This is a genomic window from Methylophaga sp. OBS4, assembly GCF_026319305.1.
GTDB lineage: Bacteria > Pseudomonadota > Gammaproteobacteria > Nitrosococcales > Methylophagaceae > Methylophaga.
The window spans coordinates 1-15,787 of record NZ_JAPDMV010000016.1 but is presented as its reverse complement, the minus strand read 5'-3'; the positions used below and the strand labels follow the sequence as shown (position 1 = coordinate 15,787).

Sequence of the window (15,787 nt, the reverse complement as noted above, 5' to 3'; positions counted from 1 at the left end):
ACTAAACTCCGTCTGTCAGCGCGCGTTTATTTCGACGCGACGATTTCTTACTTCTACCGTTTCATCAGGTGTGGCGATAAGCAGCCGGTATTCGCCCTCGGAAGAAATCCTGATCACATCACGCGGCACACCCATATTGATCAGATCCTGTTGAACGCGCTCGGCACGTCGCTGCGAGAGCGCATCATTATAGGCATTTGAGGCAGCCGTATCAGTATGTCCAACTATAATAATCTCACTGAAGTCACGGTCGATGATTTCCTTGTAGACTTTCTTCGATTCAACTTGTGACTCCGGCGTGAACTCAACTTTATCCAGCAAGAAATACAAATTGACCTTGAAAGGCTCCGGTGCCCGTACCAGTTCGGGCGTTACCGGTATTTCCATTTCCGGCTTGGCGCAAAATGGCGATTCGCCACCCGCCAATTCTACAGGTGCCTCTACTGAATCACGCAACTCTGACTCGGCTCTGTCCGGGCCAATACTGTTGTGAATAGAGCTACAACCCGTCACAAAAAAAGCCACGATGAGTGGCAGATATAAACGGCATAAACGGTTCATCCTGATGCCTCTCCTTGTAGGAACAGTTTGAGTACAAACAAACACATAGAGCTACACTCCGCTTGCTGCAAGGCCTGGAACAGCCGGGGCGGAGTTTGGGGACAGAGCCAGCATGGGGGCTGCATGGTGCATCAAATCCTTCATTTAAAAATCTTCCTGAAAGCCGGCTCACTTGCGTGATAAAAAACTTTACCCCGAAGTATCAGATTTTATTTAAAGCAAGTCAACTTTTGTTATTTGTTAACAACCATTTACAGCACCATCATTAAAACGTCTGTCAACTTGTTTATACTGCTGATATCGATATGGCTAACCTTTTATAAGCGATATCATTTTTTCTGATCTTCAGTCCGGCGGCTTAGCAATTAAATAGCTGGGCCGCCAGCTTTGGCTTCTATTAAACCTGATCATCGGAAAAATGTGAACTGAACCACATTATATTTTCTGCCTGTTTTAAATTTCAGGTAGAAAAACACCCCAACCTTATCCCTCGTCGGGCTCACCCTGTACAAAAAATTCAGACTTTAAAGCACGGCCTCAAATGGGCGGGGTAACCGATCTTCGCTATTAGTTCACAAAGCAGAGGCTACCCTTCACAATATAACCAGTTTTAAATAGGGCTGATATTCAGGAATAAATAATGGCTGTTAATACAAAATTACCCCGGAAAATCGGACTAATCCTGAGTCTCAGCTTTATTGCCATCGGCATCGTGTTCCTGGGCGGCTTTATTTATCTAATGGTTTACGCCCATGCAGATCCGGTTCTGGGGTTCCGGCTTTTTATCGCCAGCCTCTTTTTTCTGATTTTCGGTCTGTTTTATCTGAAAATGACCCAAAAATAAGCAACTTATTTCAAAGCGGAATCACAGACATAAAAAAAGCCCGGCATGATGACCGGGCTTTTTTGTGGTTAAGGCTTTGCTATGTATTAACGGTTGCAGATATACATAGTTACTTCAAAGCCAAAACGCATATCTGAGTATTCTGGTTTAGTCCACATGATGCCATCTCCAATTGTCGTGAGAAAAACTATTTTGCTGTTACGGTTCATATGATAGTGAATGGCTGCAACACGCAATAGCGTATTTTTCTCCCTATGAATCAGGATTTTTCTGAATCTGAAAAGCCCCCCTCCCAAAATTCATCATCGGTTGCTGGTTAAAAAAACATACAGATCAATATCTTGCTTTTAATTAAGAAGTGCATAACTATAGTTAACTAACTGGCAAGTCCTCCCGGTTATCGTTCACCTTCGTTATTTAGAATATGAAATTTTTTGAACCCGGCCTGGACTGAGTACGACTTACGAGTTGAACCACTTTTGTTAACTCATAACCGTAATATGGAGACTTTAAAAATGGACATCCAGAAAAAAGCATTTCTACACACCTTTCTGGGGATAGGCTTTTCACTGCTTATTTCCGCTCAGACACTTGCCAATCAAACATCTGAATATGTTAAGTCTGTATCTCTCGGAATCGATGGCATCAATTATCATCAGGTCATCTTAAAAAATGTATCCGCCAATAAGCATATTGATGCGATTCAGATCCAACCCCAACAAACTGAGATTGAAATCAACCTGGCCGGCCATGTCAGTTGTATAGAAGACAATGATATTCAATATGACACAGCCAAAGCCTACTTTGGCCCCGTTTCCTTGTTTATTGACAGCATTCAGTCACCCCAGGCGCTTTATAGCGCGACTTATGGTCCTACGACCACTTATGGGAAAGGCAAAAGCAGATTAATCTCTGAGGCCGGCAACTTCGAATCCTTCAAAGTGCCGCTTGCTCAAATCAAACAAGGCCATCCTGCTGTCAGGTTCAACCCCATGGAAGAACTCAACAAAAAGTTGCAGCAACATATCAATCAAGGCGGCACCAAACTTTCTTTCTACCAAAACGATCAAGACATCGGTGTCGAGAGGAAGGTTTCCATGGCTGGCTGGTGCAGGCTTAAAGGTTCCAACACAAGCAAAGCCGGTTTTGCCAGCACAACGGTTTACCTGGTCGTTAAATATGAAGGTGATCCGGAATTAAAACTTAGCGGCACTTTAAATGCTCAGTTGGCGAACAATATGCCCAACCAAATCAATAACAATTTACCCATGAAATTGGATAAAGCAGACTTTCAGCCCAATATCCCGCATCACTACGGTCAATGCATCCCAAAAGAGAGTCCAGTAATCCAGATTAATCTGCAATTCAGCGGCAACGATACCGCGCTCTTGGATCTTAAAGTCGTGCCCGTCAGCAACACTTACGCCGATTATGGTACCTATTACGAATTTAGCAGCATTCCTGTTAATTCCCAGTACAGTAAACATATCAACTTTACTTTCCCGTTGAATGCGATGCTAAGTCAGGACAAATATTCCTACATGGCGATTTCAAATAATAAAGTTTGGAATCACAACATGAAAATTATGGCACGTGTTAAACCCAATGAAGGTGAGTGGAGCCAATGGCAAGATTATGACACCGCCATTTTCAAGCACCGTTGTGAGCCACAAGTACAGTTTCATTCACCAGGTGAAGTGGGCGGGTTCCAGCACCAAAACGGTAATACTGACCCGGTTAGTCCTTCCCCAAGCAGGGTGATACCGGCAGCAATCAAACCCGAATTAAAGAAAATTCAGGCACCTGTCAAACCTGACCCGGCCCCTTCTCCAACAAGGATTCAACCGGTCGAGGATGAACCAGAAGCGCAACTGCAATTAAGAGCTATTCCGCAGTGAATGCACGTGCAAGGACAGCATGTTGATATTTCCTCAAACACTAATAGCTTTCTCATCAGCAGGGCACCCTAAGGGTGCTCTGCCTTTTGTTATGCACGGGTACAGAATATGAAAATTCATACCTCCAAACTCTGCGCAGTCGTGTTGATGATGTTCATTGCTCATGCCGCCAATGCTCAAGACTGGCAGCCCGAACTGATTACCGGCGACACCTCATCCAAACTATTTATTATCGACCTGCCTGAAGATCTGGATATTAGCGTCTTGACCAGACTGGCGGTGGAGCTTGATGGCATTGATATCACCGCAGGCCTGGACTTTGAAGGCAGCAATTTTACCTATACGCCTGTCGAACCCCTCGCGCCGGGCCTTCACCTCGTCAGATTAGTTATTCTCCAGGCTGACGGTCGTGTGGAAGAAAAAGCGCAATGGCAGCTGAATATTGATGGTCAACAACACCGGTCGGAAACAGAACCAGCACAGGCGATGACCGAGCAGCAGCGCCTTGCTGCCGAACAGTGGCTTCGTTCCAGCTCCTTCAGTTCCAGCAATTCCGTAGAGTTGAGCCAGCGTTTTGCGCAGTCCAATATCGGTGCCGCGCCGCGCCACACCATCTTATCCGGCGCCGGTAATACCAGTGCGCAATTCAGTGGTAATAACTGGCAGGTGAACGCGCAGACAAACTATTTCCTGCAATCTGAAAAAGGCCTGAGCCTGACCGGTGAAAGTATTGATATCGGCGAATACCAGATTGCCGCTAAACATAGCGGCGCGTTGCTAAACAGTGGCTTTAATATGGGCCATCACAGTCTTGGCCTGAATTCACAGCTCTTTTCTGCCCAGCAGCGGCGCGGTATCTCTTTGAAGCTGGCCGATGTCAACAACCGTGTTTCAACCCGGGTTTTTGCTTTCAGGCCGGATTCCGTTGTGGGTAATAGTCATTTCACCGGTGTGTCGGATAACAATAATCGACTTGACGGATTTTCCGCCAGCATTAAACCTTTTGCCAGTGATGCCCAGGCCCTGAAGCTGACCAGTCTCTACTACGAAGGACAGGGCTCAAATGCCGGCACAGGTATCAGCGGCACTGATGTGGAAAGTGAAGGTTCTGGCTGGTCGCTGGGGCTGGATAAAGGCTTTTTTGGCGGCAAGCTCCGAATGATGGGGGAATATGCACGGGCAAGCTTTGACGCTGATGGAAAGGCGGGATTGACCGAAGAAGACAAAAGCAATGCCTTAAACTTTTTACTGGAAACCCGCCCTTTTGAAAACCTGAGCTTCAACAGTCAACCGGCGGATCTGATGCTGGGCATCGCCTATCAAAAGGTTGATACCTTCTTTGCCAGTTTGGCGAATCCGGGCATGGCCGCTGATAGAGATATGACATCCGCCTACAGCAATTTTTACTGGAATAAATTTTCGGCAAACCTGCAATACAGCCATGAAACAAACAATGTAGAGGATCTTGAAGGCCTGCCGACGGATCGTCTGCGCAATGCTTCCTGGAGCGGAAGTTATGCCTTTGATCCACAACAAGGCAAGCTATCCTGGTTAGGATCTCCTTATCTTCAGCTTTCCGGTTTTATCGCCAGACTGGATAGAGCCGATACACCGGATAATTATCAGGGATTCGACACAGACAATGCCGCTAGCTCGACCACCTTCGGTGGCGGTTCTAATTACGAAAACTGGTTCTGGTCAGCTTCTCATACCTACGCTGACTTTGATGATCATGCCGGGGTTTCCGGCGATACCATCAGCCGTTTCAGCAGCGTTGGCGCCGGCTGGCGTCCCTCTTCACGGCTGTCGGTTAACACCGATTTGCAATATGGTGTTTTTGAAAGTCAAACTCAAAACGAGACCACCTATACAACCAATTTGAACTTTGGCCTGCTATCGCTGCTTATTCCGAACAAATTAGATCTGGGATTTAACTATAATTTGAACCTTGCTGGCGGTGATAACGACTCACCTGATAGACAGCTCATTAATGCAGAAATCGGGTGGACGTTTATAACAGCTTCACAGAATAATCCGGGAATAGCTGTTGCAATTCGAGGGGCGATGGAGAGAAATCATGGAAATTCAGCACAGACAACAAATGAAGACAAATACCAACTATTTGCAGTTTTACGGGTTACTGCGCCATTTTCTGGTCGTCGTTAGTCTCTCTCTGATGCTTAATCAACTGGCCCTGACAACGGCCCGGGCGGATGTTAATTCCGTCACCAGTAACCCTTCGGCCATCACCGCGCCACTGAACAATACGTATTCATTCAGTGTCACCTGGCGGGTGAACAGAACAGAGACCGACAGCACCGGGCCGGGGCCCTTTACCAGGCTGGTAAGTTCTCCCTCTGCGTCATTACTGGTTAATGGCTCGCCCATAGCTTCCTTGGGTGGCAGCTTGTCAACCACTTCCGTGTTGCTTTCCGGTGAAACAAGCACCGTCTCATTGACCGAATCTATCACCCTCAATACCGCCCAATTACGGAGAATAGCCGAAAGCCCCGCCGGCAGTGTTCAACTGGTCAGAACCTTCAGTGATACCCAAACCAGTGGTTCGGGAAGCCTGGCTGTTTATGCCGGCAGCGATAATGCCCAGGCACTCACCATCAAACGTATCGATTTGGCCTTTGAAGACTATTCACGCTCCAATATTGTTGCACTTAATGAAGATATCCGTGCCGTTGCAGATATTTCCTTTTCCAGTAGCGGCGTGCTGCAGGGCGAATGGCGGATCATTGATCCCACAGTCAGTCTCGGCGCGGGCAGCGGCCGTATTCTCAAGGTTATTCGCCAGAGTCTTGTCAGTTCAGGGCAAGGACGGACGCGGGTGGTCAGTCCCAAGTTACCCACGGATCTGAACGGGCTCTATCTACTGGCTTTCTCTGTTCAACAAACAACAGAAGAATTTGAGGTACCCATTCTGCGTTATTTTGTCATCAAAGAAGAAACCGGACACGTAATCGCCCCTTTGCCACTCCAGACGTTTACACCCGCCCAGGACGCTATGCTCAGTACCGAGACGGTATTTTCCTGGACGACTGTTCAAAAAGCCCACGCCTATCAGGTGGAGTTATTCCTCATCGGTGAGGACAAACCGCTCACCGGAAAACTTGTTCCCGCATCAGAATCAAGCTTGAACTTGTCCGCCATGTCGATGAACTGGCTGGAAGCCGGCACCTCCTACGTCTGGCAGGTTAAAGCCTTTGATAACGCAGGAAATATTATCGCCGTCTCTTCGCTGCAGCGTGTTAATACGCCATAAAGAGCTGTATCGCTGTAGTCATTTTTTCGTCAGGACACAGCGCATATGACTCATAAATCAGGAGCTGATGCGATGGAAGACAGCCACATGATTGACCTGATAGCAGCAGGTGATGAACAAGCCCTGGCCCAATTTTATCTTCGCTACGAATCGCGCCTGTTTCGTTTTATCAAAGCAAAACTGCCCGATGCGTTTGAAGCGGCAGATATCGTTAACGAAGTGTTTATGGAGGTCTGGCAGAAAGCCGCCCGGTTTGAAAAACGCGCAAAAGTGTCGACCTGGCTGTTCAGCATTGCCTATTTCAAAACCGTCGACCGCATGAGAAAAACGCGGCCGGAAAGTTTATCGGACGAAACCTTAACCACTCTGGAAGATGACTCACCGGCCTCCATCTCCTGCCTTATTCAGGCAGAAGAGTCAGAACAGGTTCATCACTGTATCGGCACCCTCAAGCCCGATCATCGGGCAGTGATGGAATTAACCTTCTTTGAAGACATGTCCTACCGGGAAATAGCACAAATTGTTCAATGTCCGGAAAACACCGTCAAAACCAGAATGTTTCATGCCAGACAGGCGATGAAAAAATGCCTGCAGCGGCTACTGGGAGGAGTAAACAGCCATGAGCGATAAAACTGCCGAAATAGAATTACTGCTGCCTTTTTACGTCAATGGTACGCTGAGCGCTGCAGAGAAATTGCAGGTTAAACAGGCCCTGGCTGCAAAGCCGGAACTGGCAGATGAAATCCTTTTCCTGCAACAGCTGCAACAAAACATCAAGGGACAGCCACAAAAAGAAAACAGCCCCGGTGAAATGGGGCTGCAACGACTGCAGCATCACCTCAAACACCACAAAGCAGTCAAAACCAATGTTAAAACCTGGCGCTATGCCGCCATCGCCGCTTCATTGTTACTGCTGGTGCAGACAACGGTGACTTTGATATCACCCACACCCGATATTTTTATACCGGCCGGTGATGAGCTATCCGGGGCTGACAAACCTGAACTTATCATCAATGTCACATTCTCGCCGACAGCCACCGAAGCGGAAATACGGGCCTTATTAATACGGCTTGATGCCACTATCATTGACGGTCCTTCCGCACTGGGGCTCTACAGAATTGCGCCGGGCATGACGGCCTCAAAGGCCCTGGAAGCATTAAAGTCCGAGCCCATTATTGAATCGGCCCACATCGTAAAATGATACGGTCAGCAGCGCTGATTGGCCTGTTTATCCTGTCCCTGGGACAGGCGGAGACCCGCGAGCAGAATACCGGCGCATCCGAAGCCCGTGAACCGACTTTCCGGCAAACAACGCCGCCACGGACTGCCCCTGGCGTGCAACCGGCCCCGACACAGCTCGAACAACAACAATTTTTCACGCTTGTTGATAATGGCTGCCTGTTTGCCGGACAAACATTCACGGTGAAGAGCAGACAAAAAACCTTGCTCTTCAACTCGCAGTGGTATTTGCAAAGCGAGGCTACGTTTATTCCGCTGCAACAACACACGCCGGTGCCGGACAAAGTCATGTTAACGATGCCGGATAAACGCTATCTCCATCAACTTCAGGCCTACCCGCTGTTTTTCAGGGCCACGCCCAGCTCGCCATTAACCAAAACCGGGCTGCAAATCCACAGCTGCTCAACTATCGAACAAGCTAACTCTCAAACACCTTATCGGGCAGGCGAAGTCCTCATTCTGGTTGACGAAACAAACAGCGATGCGGTTATCAGCGCATTAAACCAGCTGGGTCTTCAGATCATCAGTCAGCAGCGGCTTGCCAGCCTCTCCCTGAGCTTGATTACTTCACAAGGGCCGGAACAAGCACTTGAGCGCATTATCGAAACTTTACGGCAACAATTCCCGGATGCTGCCATTGACCGCAATGACTATTACCACCGGGCGGGAGGCGCCAGACTCTATGCTAAAAAGCAGATGAACTGGCCACATCTAAACAAGTGCCCGGCTCATTTTTTCGATAAGCTCAAAGTCGGTCTGATTGATGGTCCGGTGGCAGCAGAACACCCCAGCCTTGTTGATACAAACATCCAAAGGCAGTCCTTTGTCAGTCAGCTGCCGGCCACAGACGCCAGCCATGCAAGCGCGCTGGCTGTAATCCTGCTTGGCAATAATAATCATCCCGCTCTTGAGGGACTTATACGCGGCGCCTCGATTTACGCTGCAGGAGTTATCGAACAATCAGAATACGGCCCTGTCGCCACCACAGCCGCCATCGTTCAGGCGCTGGACTGGCTGATCAGCCAGCAGGTCCGGCTGGTCAATATCTCACTCTCAGGCAGCAGAGCTAACCGCGTGCTGGAACACACTGTTCGACTGAGCTTGCAGCAAGGCATGCTGCTTTTTGCCGCGACCGGTAATGAATATTTAACCAATAAACCCGCCTACCCCGCCGCCATAAATGGCGTGTTTGCCATCACCGCTATTGATGCCGCGGGTAAAGTCTATGATGCAGCTAACCAAGGTGATTATGTCGACTTTTCAGCGCCTGGCGTAGATGTCTGGACCGCCGATCTGGAAACCTCGGGTCAGTACCACTCAGGCACGTCCTATGCTGCACCTTATGCGCTGGCTGTAGCGGCATTTTATGTAAACCGCAACCCGTCAATAGCCCGCCCGTTGCTCTACGCGACGTTACGGCAGATAAGTGATGATCTGGGTGCGACGGGCCGTGATCCGGTTTTTGGCTGGGGCTTACCAAAGCTGCAACTTGATACTTGTCGTTGAATGCGATGCCGGCAACGGGAAAACCAAGTGCCAGTCCCTCAGGGAAACAAGGGTAATCCGGTTTTAATACTGCCACATCTTTTAGCAGCTAATGGTTGCTATACAAGGCAGTTAGAATGGTAGGTAAGTGTCTGGAGAAAAAGTGGCGATTCAGGATTGCCAAGGGATAACAGGTTGAAGAGGAGAGCCTAAGCTGCAGGCTTGATGTCAACGATTGCAGCCATAAGCTGTGATCTTAACGTTATTGGTGGGTGTACTCGGTGAAAGCGTATCATGATGTCGACCCGCGTCCGCGGCCCCGGCATCAGGGTAGTTAACCTTACCCTGTGCCAAGGCCTTGGAAGGAGGCCGTTCTAGTTAGACTAGGACGAAGTTGAGGTAGATGCTGATGATGCAGCGGTTGTGGCCGATGCTGCGGCTGACGATACTGAAGGCGCATTGCTTTCAGAATTCAGATCAACATCCGGTTCAATTCCCCAGATGACTTTATCAAGGCCTTCGGCTTGATCTTCATCCGACACGCTCAGTCCGATTGTGTGTTTGAGAATGAAAGACAACACCATAGCCGTGATAATACCTAAACCAAGACACACCACGATGCCGACCAGCTGCATCACTATGCCGATCTCACCATGCTGGAATGCATACGCGCCTTCCTCGATGCCCAGATAGCCACCGCGTGGTGTACCGGCATGCAGCAGGCCAACCATGATAAGGCCATAAGAACCGACCCCGGCAAACAGCGGCAGCAGCTTGTGTTCATCAATATTGCGTTTCTGCATGAACTCATAGATGACATAAGCTACGATTGGTGAACCAAGCGCGACGAGGAACATCTGCCAAGGCACATAGACGTCGAAACCGGAAGCACCTGAGACATAACCGGCCAGCGGGCCGAGCAGCAGATAGCTGAACTTGCGGGTTGAATAAGCGAGGATAGCACCCATTATCGCGCCGCCAGCCCAGGCTGCACCGTAGTTGTTGAAGGCGATGCCGACGCTGGTATCAGCCATAGTCACACTCACCGCCAGTGCTTCAGGATCAAAGAAGAACAGGCAGGACAGGATCACCATCGGCAGCGCGGCAAAGATCATCATGACGCCGGTGGTAACAAGACCGAGGCTGGGAACACGATATTCAGACACCTTGGGGTGCGCCGAGAACATGCCGGGGCGAGGGGAAAGCGTGCGGGCAAAGACCATTGCCATACCAGCCGGGAACAGATACACAAAGCCAGCGCCGAAGAAGTCGTGAAAGCCCAAATTGGTGAGCGGGCCGACAGAACCCCAGGTCCACCAGCTGAGTACTGAAGAGACGATGGTAGCAACGAACGCCGTGATGTAATAGGCGGACGCCTTCATGCGCTCCGACACCGCAAAGTGCAGCAGCACGTTGATGATACCGGCGAAGCAGGCCAGGAAGAAAATGAAGATCTGGAAGTTATTCAGGCCCGGAAACACTGCCGGATCTACATTTTGGGCAAGCGAGTTGGACAGTGCACCGCCAGCCCACCAGTCCTTGATAGTATCGGTCAGAGTGTAACCTTCCATGATATAATATTGCGAGGCCCAGAATGCGAACCCGATTAAGAAATAGGCTGCAAAGCCTATAAAGAAGCCGATCATTTTTTCTACTGTTGCGTTGAATGCGTTTCGTCGTCGGACGCCGCCAACGTCAATCAAAAGCAAGCCGATAACGACGAATATTGCCCCGACGGTGCCGTGAGCATAGGTAAGGTTTTGTACGAGCTGGTTCAGTGTGACCTGCTCAGCAAATTGAGTTGCGAGATCTAATGCCATGGAAAGTTCCTTAATTTATTGTGAATGTGAAATTCAACCGGGCAAGAACGACTCTAGTACTGACGAACAGGGGTGTCTATTACTCCTAGTAATTACCACTTAAGGAGTAACGGTATCCTGAAAAATATGTGCGTCTAGCAAGGTGTAGCTTATTATTGTGCTGATGAATTTGAATTGGCATGCCATAAAAGCAAAAAGCCTTAGTATCTTTTTGGATGCTAAGGCTTTGATTTTATTGGTGGGTCCAGCAGGAACCGAACCAGGGGCCAAGGGGTTTTGCACTTGAAGCCTGGGTTTATCTTATTGTTTTTATTATATATTTATCGTAACCTCCATTACAGTCTTGCCTCACTGTGCGCCACTTTTCACCATTCAACCCGGCATAAACCCCAAGGCTTTTTAACTTTTTGGCCATGCTTCAATGGTACTAATCCAATTGGCTGATAACAGCCCTACTCTGATGAACTATGCCAATGAAGCCTGTCTGATCGTCTGAAACAGTATAAAAAATCAGATACATTGCTTCGGGAAAACCGTTATCTGAGGTTATTTTTTATCTTGTTACACAATCCAATCAAGGTAGCGGCTTCTTCATCACTCAGCCCTGTCGCGCACAAAGCAGCTTTAGCGATTGTTTCCCCCTCTGTAACGGACTTTGTCCCTAACTCAGTCAAAACTATCGATTTCACTCTGTCATTGCCGGGAACAGTATTTCGGTAAAGGAAGCCACTTGCTTCAAGGTTTTTGAGCATAGGGCTCAATGTTGCTTTACTGATTCCCACCTGGTGAGCCAGTGTGGTAACTGAAACACCATCCTTTTGCCACAGCGCCATCATGACCACAAATTGAGGATAGGTCAGCTTCAAACGTTTCAATAAGCTACTGTACGCCTGCGTGACAATACCACTCGTTGAATACAACGCATAACACACCTGATCTTTAAGTATTGGCCCCATTAGAATAATCGCACTCCGATAACACTTGACATACCTGATTTGCAGACATTATATTTGTATACGAACATTTTGTACACAAACATAATACGGAGACATGTCATGAAAAAAATCCTGCCCAGCATTGTAATGACGCTCTTTCTCACTCCAATCAGCCTGCCAGCCGGTGAAATGCAAGCATCCGAGGATTACATGCCCAGCCTCATCACAGAAACACCTTATGAAGGCCGGCAACTGGCTATCAAAATTGTTCGAAAAACCATTGGCTCGATTCAAACTGACAGTGCTGCCAAGCATCGTGTTCGTGCTAAATATGCAGAAGAGCCCTTACTACTGATGAACGCGGCCGAATTGGTTGCCATTGAATTCAAAACTATTGCTATTGCCAATGATTACTGGCGGGACAAATAAGTCCGGCATTTTGCTTTTGGTGTTGTCTGGCCATCGGTACGGAGATGATGGCCAGACGGCTCCGCCTTGCACTCAACGCCACCGGTTGACTTTGCCATATTCATAACTATAGCTTATTGTGACCAGAAAGCTGATTTGATCGAATTAAACAGCCAGTGTAAACGGATGTTTTAGAGTCTTAATTATGGTGATCTCTTGACAGACTCAGGCTGGCTGTAAGGACATGGCATTCATGACAGAGAAGGCGAGAGAACAGATTCCATCTTTTGCGTTATTCGGATTGGCTTTCAGGCCTCTGTTTCTGATTGCCGCCGCCACCAGCATCGTTGTCTTGCTTATCTGGGGCCTGTTCCTTGGTGGATTGCTCAGCTTCGCCCCATTTGGCGATACCCTTTTCTGGCATAGCCATGAGATGATTTTTGGCTTTGTGGGCGCTGTACTTGTCGGCTTTTTACTGACAGCGGTGCAAAACTGGACAGGGATTAGGGCACCGCATGGCGTGCAACTGGTTTTTTTGGTCGCACTGTGGCTGCTTGGGCGGATCGCCGTTTTCTTTGGCTCACCGTTGCCCATATGGCTGGTGGCCCTGATCGATCTAAGTTTTTTGCTCATCAGCGCATGGCTGCTGTCCCGGCCACTGCTTGAGAAAAGGCAATATAGAAACCTGTTCACGATAGCTGTCCTGATACTTCTCAGTATCTGTAACCTTATGAGTTACGCGGGCGTTATGACAGAAAACCCTGCATTGCAGACCAACGCTTTCCATAGTGCTGTTCTTCTGATCACGTTGATGATGACGATAATTGGCGGTCGTGTAATACCAATGTTTACCGCCAATGCGACCCAATCTAAAGCTGCGCCGCGAATACGCTGGTTAGATAGAACAGCCTTGGGAACATTGTGGCTGGTCTTTATTTTTCAGCTGTTTTTCATCAACAACCTTATTCCGCAAGCACTTCTGGCAAGCTTATATGCGCTGGCCGCACTCCTGTTACTGGCAAGAGCCCTGCAATGGAAGATATGGCTGACATTTCGGCATCCGCTGTTATGGTCATTACATATCGCGTACTGGTTCATCCCTGTCGGTCTGGCCCTTATTGCGGCGCATCATGCCGGGAGCAACCTCAATATCACCACGGCTATTCACGCCTTAACCGTCGGGGCAATGGCTGGAATGATACTTAGTATGATGACACGTGTTTCGCTGGGTCACACCGGCAGACCCATTGTTGCCAAGCCTCTCATGACTGTTAGTTTTGTTTTGATTTTAGCCGCGGCGATCACCCGTGTCTTGTTCGCACTCATCTGGCCAGAAGACACGCAACTGCTATTGTGGATCAGTATTGTGCTGTGGGTTCTCGCCTATGGGCTATTTCTTGTCTCGTTTTCCCCTATCCTTATCAAGCCAAGGCCTGACGGGAAGCCGGGTTGAGAGAATTTCGACACATGAGTCTCATCTATGTCAGTCAGACCTAAACTTTTTCTCAAATATGAGTGGGATGCAATCGCAGGTATCATTGCTGCAATCATTGCGATCATTTTGCATTTTTTGCATATTGCCAATGCCGATGTGTTACTACCGATAATATTGGCTTTAATGGGGCTACTGTTTATCAACTTTCTCAGACACAGTAAAAATAATGAAACCAGTGCTGAGGTAGTCAATGAAATTCGAGGCAAGGTCGAACAAATACAATCGACACTGCATAGTCCCGACATTATTCTCATAGGGCCACGACGGCTGCGCTCGGTGAATGAGCAGTTTCTCAAGAACATGAGTGGTGATGTCGTTTTTTACAACATCTGCCTTAGAATGTATCAGTCAGAGGCGATGTTTGATGCCTTGTTATTACCGGCGATCAATAATGGGCATGTCAGCTCGATTCAATTCATTCTGGATGTGGGGCAAAAATCACTGTGGACTGAAGATCTCGCCCAGCGAATTAAAAACGTCGATAAACGTCTGATTGTGCGCGAGCCAAAATGGCGGTCATTGCCCCTCACGATCTCATTTATCATGGCAGAGAATATGACCTCGGCCAACTGCGAAGCACTGCTGAGCTTTTGGGGTGACCCCTTTATGAGTTACAACACTCATCAAGACTCACCACGTTACATCTTTCACGTATTAAATAAATGTGAACTAATTCCCCAGCTGGAACTGCTGACGCATTCCTCCCCGGATTCTGTTAAATAAAGCATCCGTACTTAACCCTTGTGAGTGTCGTCCTGCATACGATAACCAGGTAATGGCAATACTGATAAGATAGAAAACAATAAAACCTGCAAATCCGCACTCACTCTTGCGTCAAATCAACCGAAGTCCTGTAACTTCGCACCCTCCTATAAGCCGCTATGACAGAGATAAAGCCGAGAATCGCGGCTCACGCTACTTTTAGCTCCAGTTAAAAAGGGGGAAATTACCGCATTATCAAACCATGAGCGGCCACACAGATCGTTCAATTATCTGCCGCCTTTTGCTTTTGCAAAACTGGTGGCATGAAAGGATTTTCTCATTGAGGGACAGGTATTCATCTGAGAAAAGGTCCATTTCTTTCTACATCTTTAACATTTGACATATAAAGGAACAGTAGAATATCCACCCGTCGGGTAGTGTGCCCGGACAGCCGGTTTATCAGCGACTGCCTGAAAATCTGTCGTCTGCGATAGCAACGCTTCCACGAAAAAGAGAAGCTCCATTCTTGCCAATGGGGCACCGGGGCAAACATGTATACCAGCACCATAAAGCAGATTGTCCTGAGGATTCCGATCCAGCCGGAATTCGTCCGGATCACCAAAAACCTTCTCATCTCTATTAGCGGACCCCCACATAATCGTCAGACGTTCACCGGCATCCAATTCTCGATCGCCTATTTTAGTGGGGCACGTCGTTACCCGGCGATTCGCCAACAACGGTGCGTCCATGCGAAGTATTTCATCAATTGCCGCAGGCAACAGTTCGGGTTCAGCCCGTAAGCGTTGCTGGAGTGCTGTATGTTCCGCCAGATAATGCAGCAAAATACCCACACAGGCGGAGATCGTTCCTAATTCGCCCACGGTCCAATTACGCAATATGCTGGTAATTTCTTCATCCGTTAAATTTCTGCCCTCAACTGTTTCGGCCATTAATCGTGAGGTTACATCTTCCACTCTCTTGGTACCGGCCGCACGGCGTTCCGCCAACAAATTACTAACCAACGTATCAAAGCGTGATGCGAGTTCACCCAAAGCTTTTCGATCCGCAGCCAGTGTGGCTGCGTGATGGCCACGGGTCCATTTACGCAGGGGTTCATACAGGCTTGCAG

Annotated in this window: 16 protein-coding genes; 10 read left to right on the top strand and 6 right to left on the bottom strand. The window is 48.4% G+C overall.

Features of this window, described 5'->3' with window-relative positions; all coding sequences use genetic code 11:
• Positions 1–15: 15 nt before the first annotated feature.
• Positions 16–561, bottom strand: coding sequence for an OmpA family protein (locus tag OMP95_RS06530; RefSeq protein WP_266327173.1), 546 nt, complete (start codon positions 559–561; stop codon positions 16–18).
• 640 nt (positions 562–1,201) lie between these two features.
• On the opposite strand from OMP95_RS06530, the gene OMP95_RS06525 reads away from it, so the two are divergent.
• Complete coding sequence (locus OMP95_RS06525) at positions 1,202–1,405, top strand: hypothetical protein (RefSeq protein ID WP_266327171.1); 204 nt, start codon at positions 1,202–1,204, stop codon at positions 1,403–1,405.
• Positions 1,406–1,491: 86 nt separating this feature from the next.
• Here OMP95_RS06525 and pqqA read toward each other — a convergent pair whose 3' ends face one another.
• On the bottom strand, positions 1,492–1,563 hold the full coding sequence (gene pqqA, locus OMP95_RS06520; RefSeq protein WP_081443609.1) for a pyrroloquinoline quinone precursor peptide PqqA: 72 nt from the start codon (positions 1,561–1,563) through the stop codon (positions 1,492–1,494).
• A gap of 357 nt (positions 1,564–1,920) precedes the next feature.
• Here pqqA and OMP95_RS06515 point away from each other — a divergent pair, with 357 nt between their 5' ends.
• Both OMP95_RS06515 and OMP95_RS06510 read left to right on the top strand, forming a co-directional pair.
• Positions 1,921–3,303 (top strand): hypothetical protein, encoded by a 1,383-nt coding sequence (locus OMP95_RS06515; RefSeq protein WP_266327169.1) that lies wholly within the window; start codon positions 1,921–1,923, stop codon positions 3,301–3,303.
• Positions 3,304–3,411: 108 nt separating this feature from the next.
• Positions 3,412–5,469: a hypothetical protein gene (locus tag OMP95_RS06510; protein ID WP_266327167.1), complete on the top strand. Its 2,058-nt coding sequence runs from the start codon at positions 3,412–3,414 to the stop codon at positions 5,467–5,469.
• 18 nt (positions 5,470–5,487) lie between these two features.
• Here OMP95_RS06510 and OMP95_RS06505 read toward each other — a convergent pair whose 3' ends face one another.
• The gene (locus OMP95_RS06505) at positions 5,488–5,775 is read right to left on the bottom strand and encodes a hypothetical protein (RefSeq protein WP_266327165.1); all 288 of its coding nucleotides are present in this window, start codon (positions 5,773–5,775) and stop codon (positions 5,488–5,490) included.
• On the opposite strand from OMP95_RS06505, the gene OMP95_RS06500 reads away from it, so the two are divergent.
• Genes OMP95_RS06500 through OMP95_RS06485 form a run of 4 tightly spaced genes read left to right on the top strand, consistent with a single transcriptional unit; the run spans position 5,759 to position 9,319 of the window.
• Positions 5,759–6,574: a hypothetical protein gene (locus OMP95_RS06500; protein ID WP_266327163.1), complete on the top strand. Its 816-nt coding sequence runs from the start codon at positions 5,759–5,761 to the stop codon at positions 6,572–6,574. The genes OMP95_RS06505 and OMP95_RS06500 overlap by 17 nt on opposite strands.
• Before the next feature lie 45 nt (positions 6,575–6,619).
• A complete protein-coding gene (locus OMP95_RS06495; protein WP_266327162.1) occupies positions 6,620–7,204 on the top strand; it encodes an RNA polymerase sigma factor in 585 nt (194 codons plus the stop codon).
• Complete coding sequence (locus tag OMP95_RS06490) at positions 7,194–7,775, top strand: hypothetical protein (protein ID WP_266327160.1); 582 nt, start codon at positions 7,194–7,196, stop codon at positions 7,773–7,775. The genes OMP95_RS06495 and OMP95_RS06490 overlap by 11 nt, the downstream gene beginning before the upstream one ends.
• Positions 7,772–9,319, top strand: a complete 1,548-nt coding sequence (locus OMP95_RS06485; protein ID WP_266327158.1) for a S8 family serine peptidase — start codon at positions 7,772–7,774, stop codon at positions 9,317–9,319. Before OMP95_RS06490 ends, OMP95_RS06485 begins: the two co-directional genes overlap by 4 nt.
• A gap of 362 nt (positions 9,320–9,681) precedes the next feature.
• On the opposite strand, the gene OMP95_RS06480 is transcribed toward OMP95_RS06485, so the two are convergent.
• Together OMP95_RS06480 and OMP95_RS06475 are read right to left on the bottom strand one after the other, a co-directional pair.
• Positions 9,682–11,118 (bottom strand): ammonium transporter, encoded by a 1,437-nt coding sequence (locus OMP95_RS06480; protein WP_266327157.1) that lies wholly within the window; start codon positions 11,116–11,118, stop codon positions 9,682–9,684.
• 536 nt (positions 11,119–11,654) lie between these two features.
• A complete protein-coding gene (locus OMP95_RS06475; RefSeq protein WP_266327156.1) occupies positions 11,655–12,074 on the bottom strand; it encodes a MarR family winged helix-turn-helix transcriptional regulator in 420 nt (139 codons plus the stop codon).
• A gap of 99 nt (positions 12,075–12,173) precedes the next feature.
• Here OMP95_RS06475 and OMP95_RS06470 point away from each other — a divergent pair, with 99 nt between their 5' ends.
• The 3 genes from OMP95_RS06470 (at position 12,174) to OMP95_RS06460 (ending at position 14,679) form a co-directional block, all read left to right on the top strand.
• Positions 12,174–12,482: a hexameric tyrosine-coordinated heme protein gene (locus OMP95_RS06470; RefSeq protein WP_266327154.1), complete on the top strand. Its 309-nt coding sequence runs from the start codon at positions 12,174–12,176 to the stop codon at positions 12,480–12,482.
• 232 nt (positions 12,483–12,714) lie between these two features.
• Positions 12,715–13,914 (top strand): NnrS family protein, encoded by a 1,200-nt coding sequence (locus OMP95_RS06465; RefSeq protein ID WP_266327152.1) that lies wholly within the window; start codon positions 12,715–12,717, stop codon positions 13,912–13,914.
• Between the two features lie 27 nt (positions 13,915–13,941).
• Positions 13,942–14,679, top strand: coding sequence for a hypothetical protein (locus tag OMP95_RS06460; RefSeq protein ID WP_266327150.1), 738 nt, complete (start codon positions 13,942–13,944; stop codon positions 14,677–14,679).
• Between the two features lie 368 nt (positions 14,680–15,047).
• Here the strand turns inward: OMP95_RS06460 and OMP95_RS06455 are convergent.
• Positions 15,048–15,787 (bottom strand): cytochrome P450 (locus OMP95_RS06455; protein ID WP_266327148.1); only part of this gene is annotated, 740 nt, incomplete at its 5' end.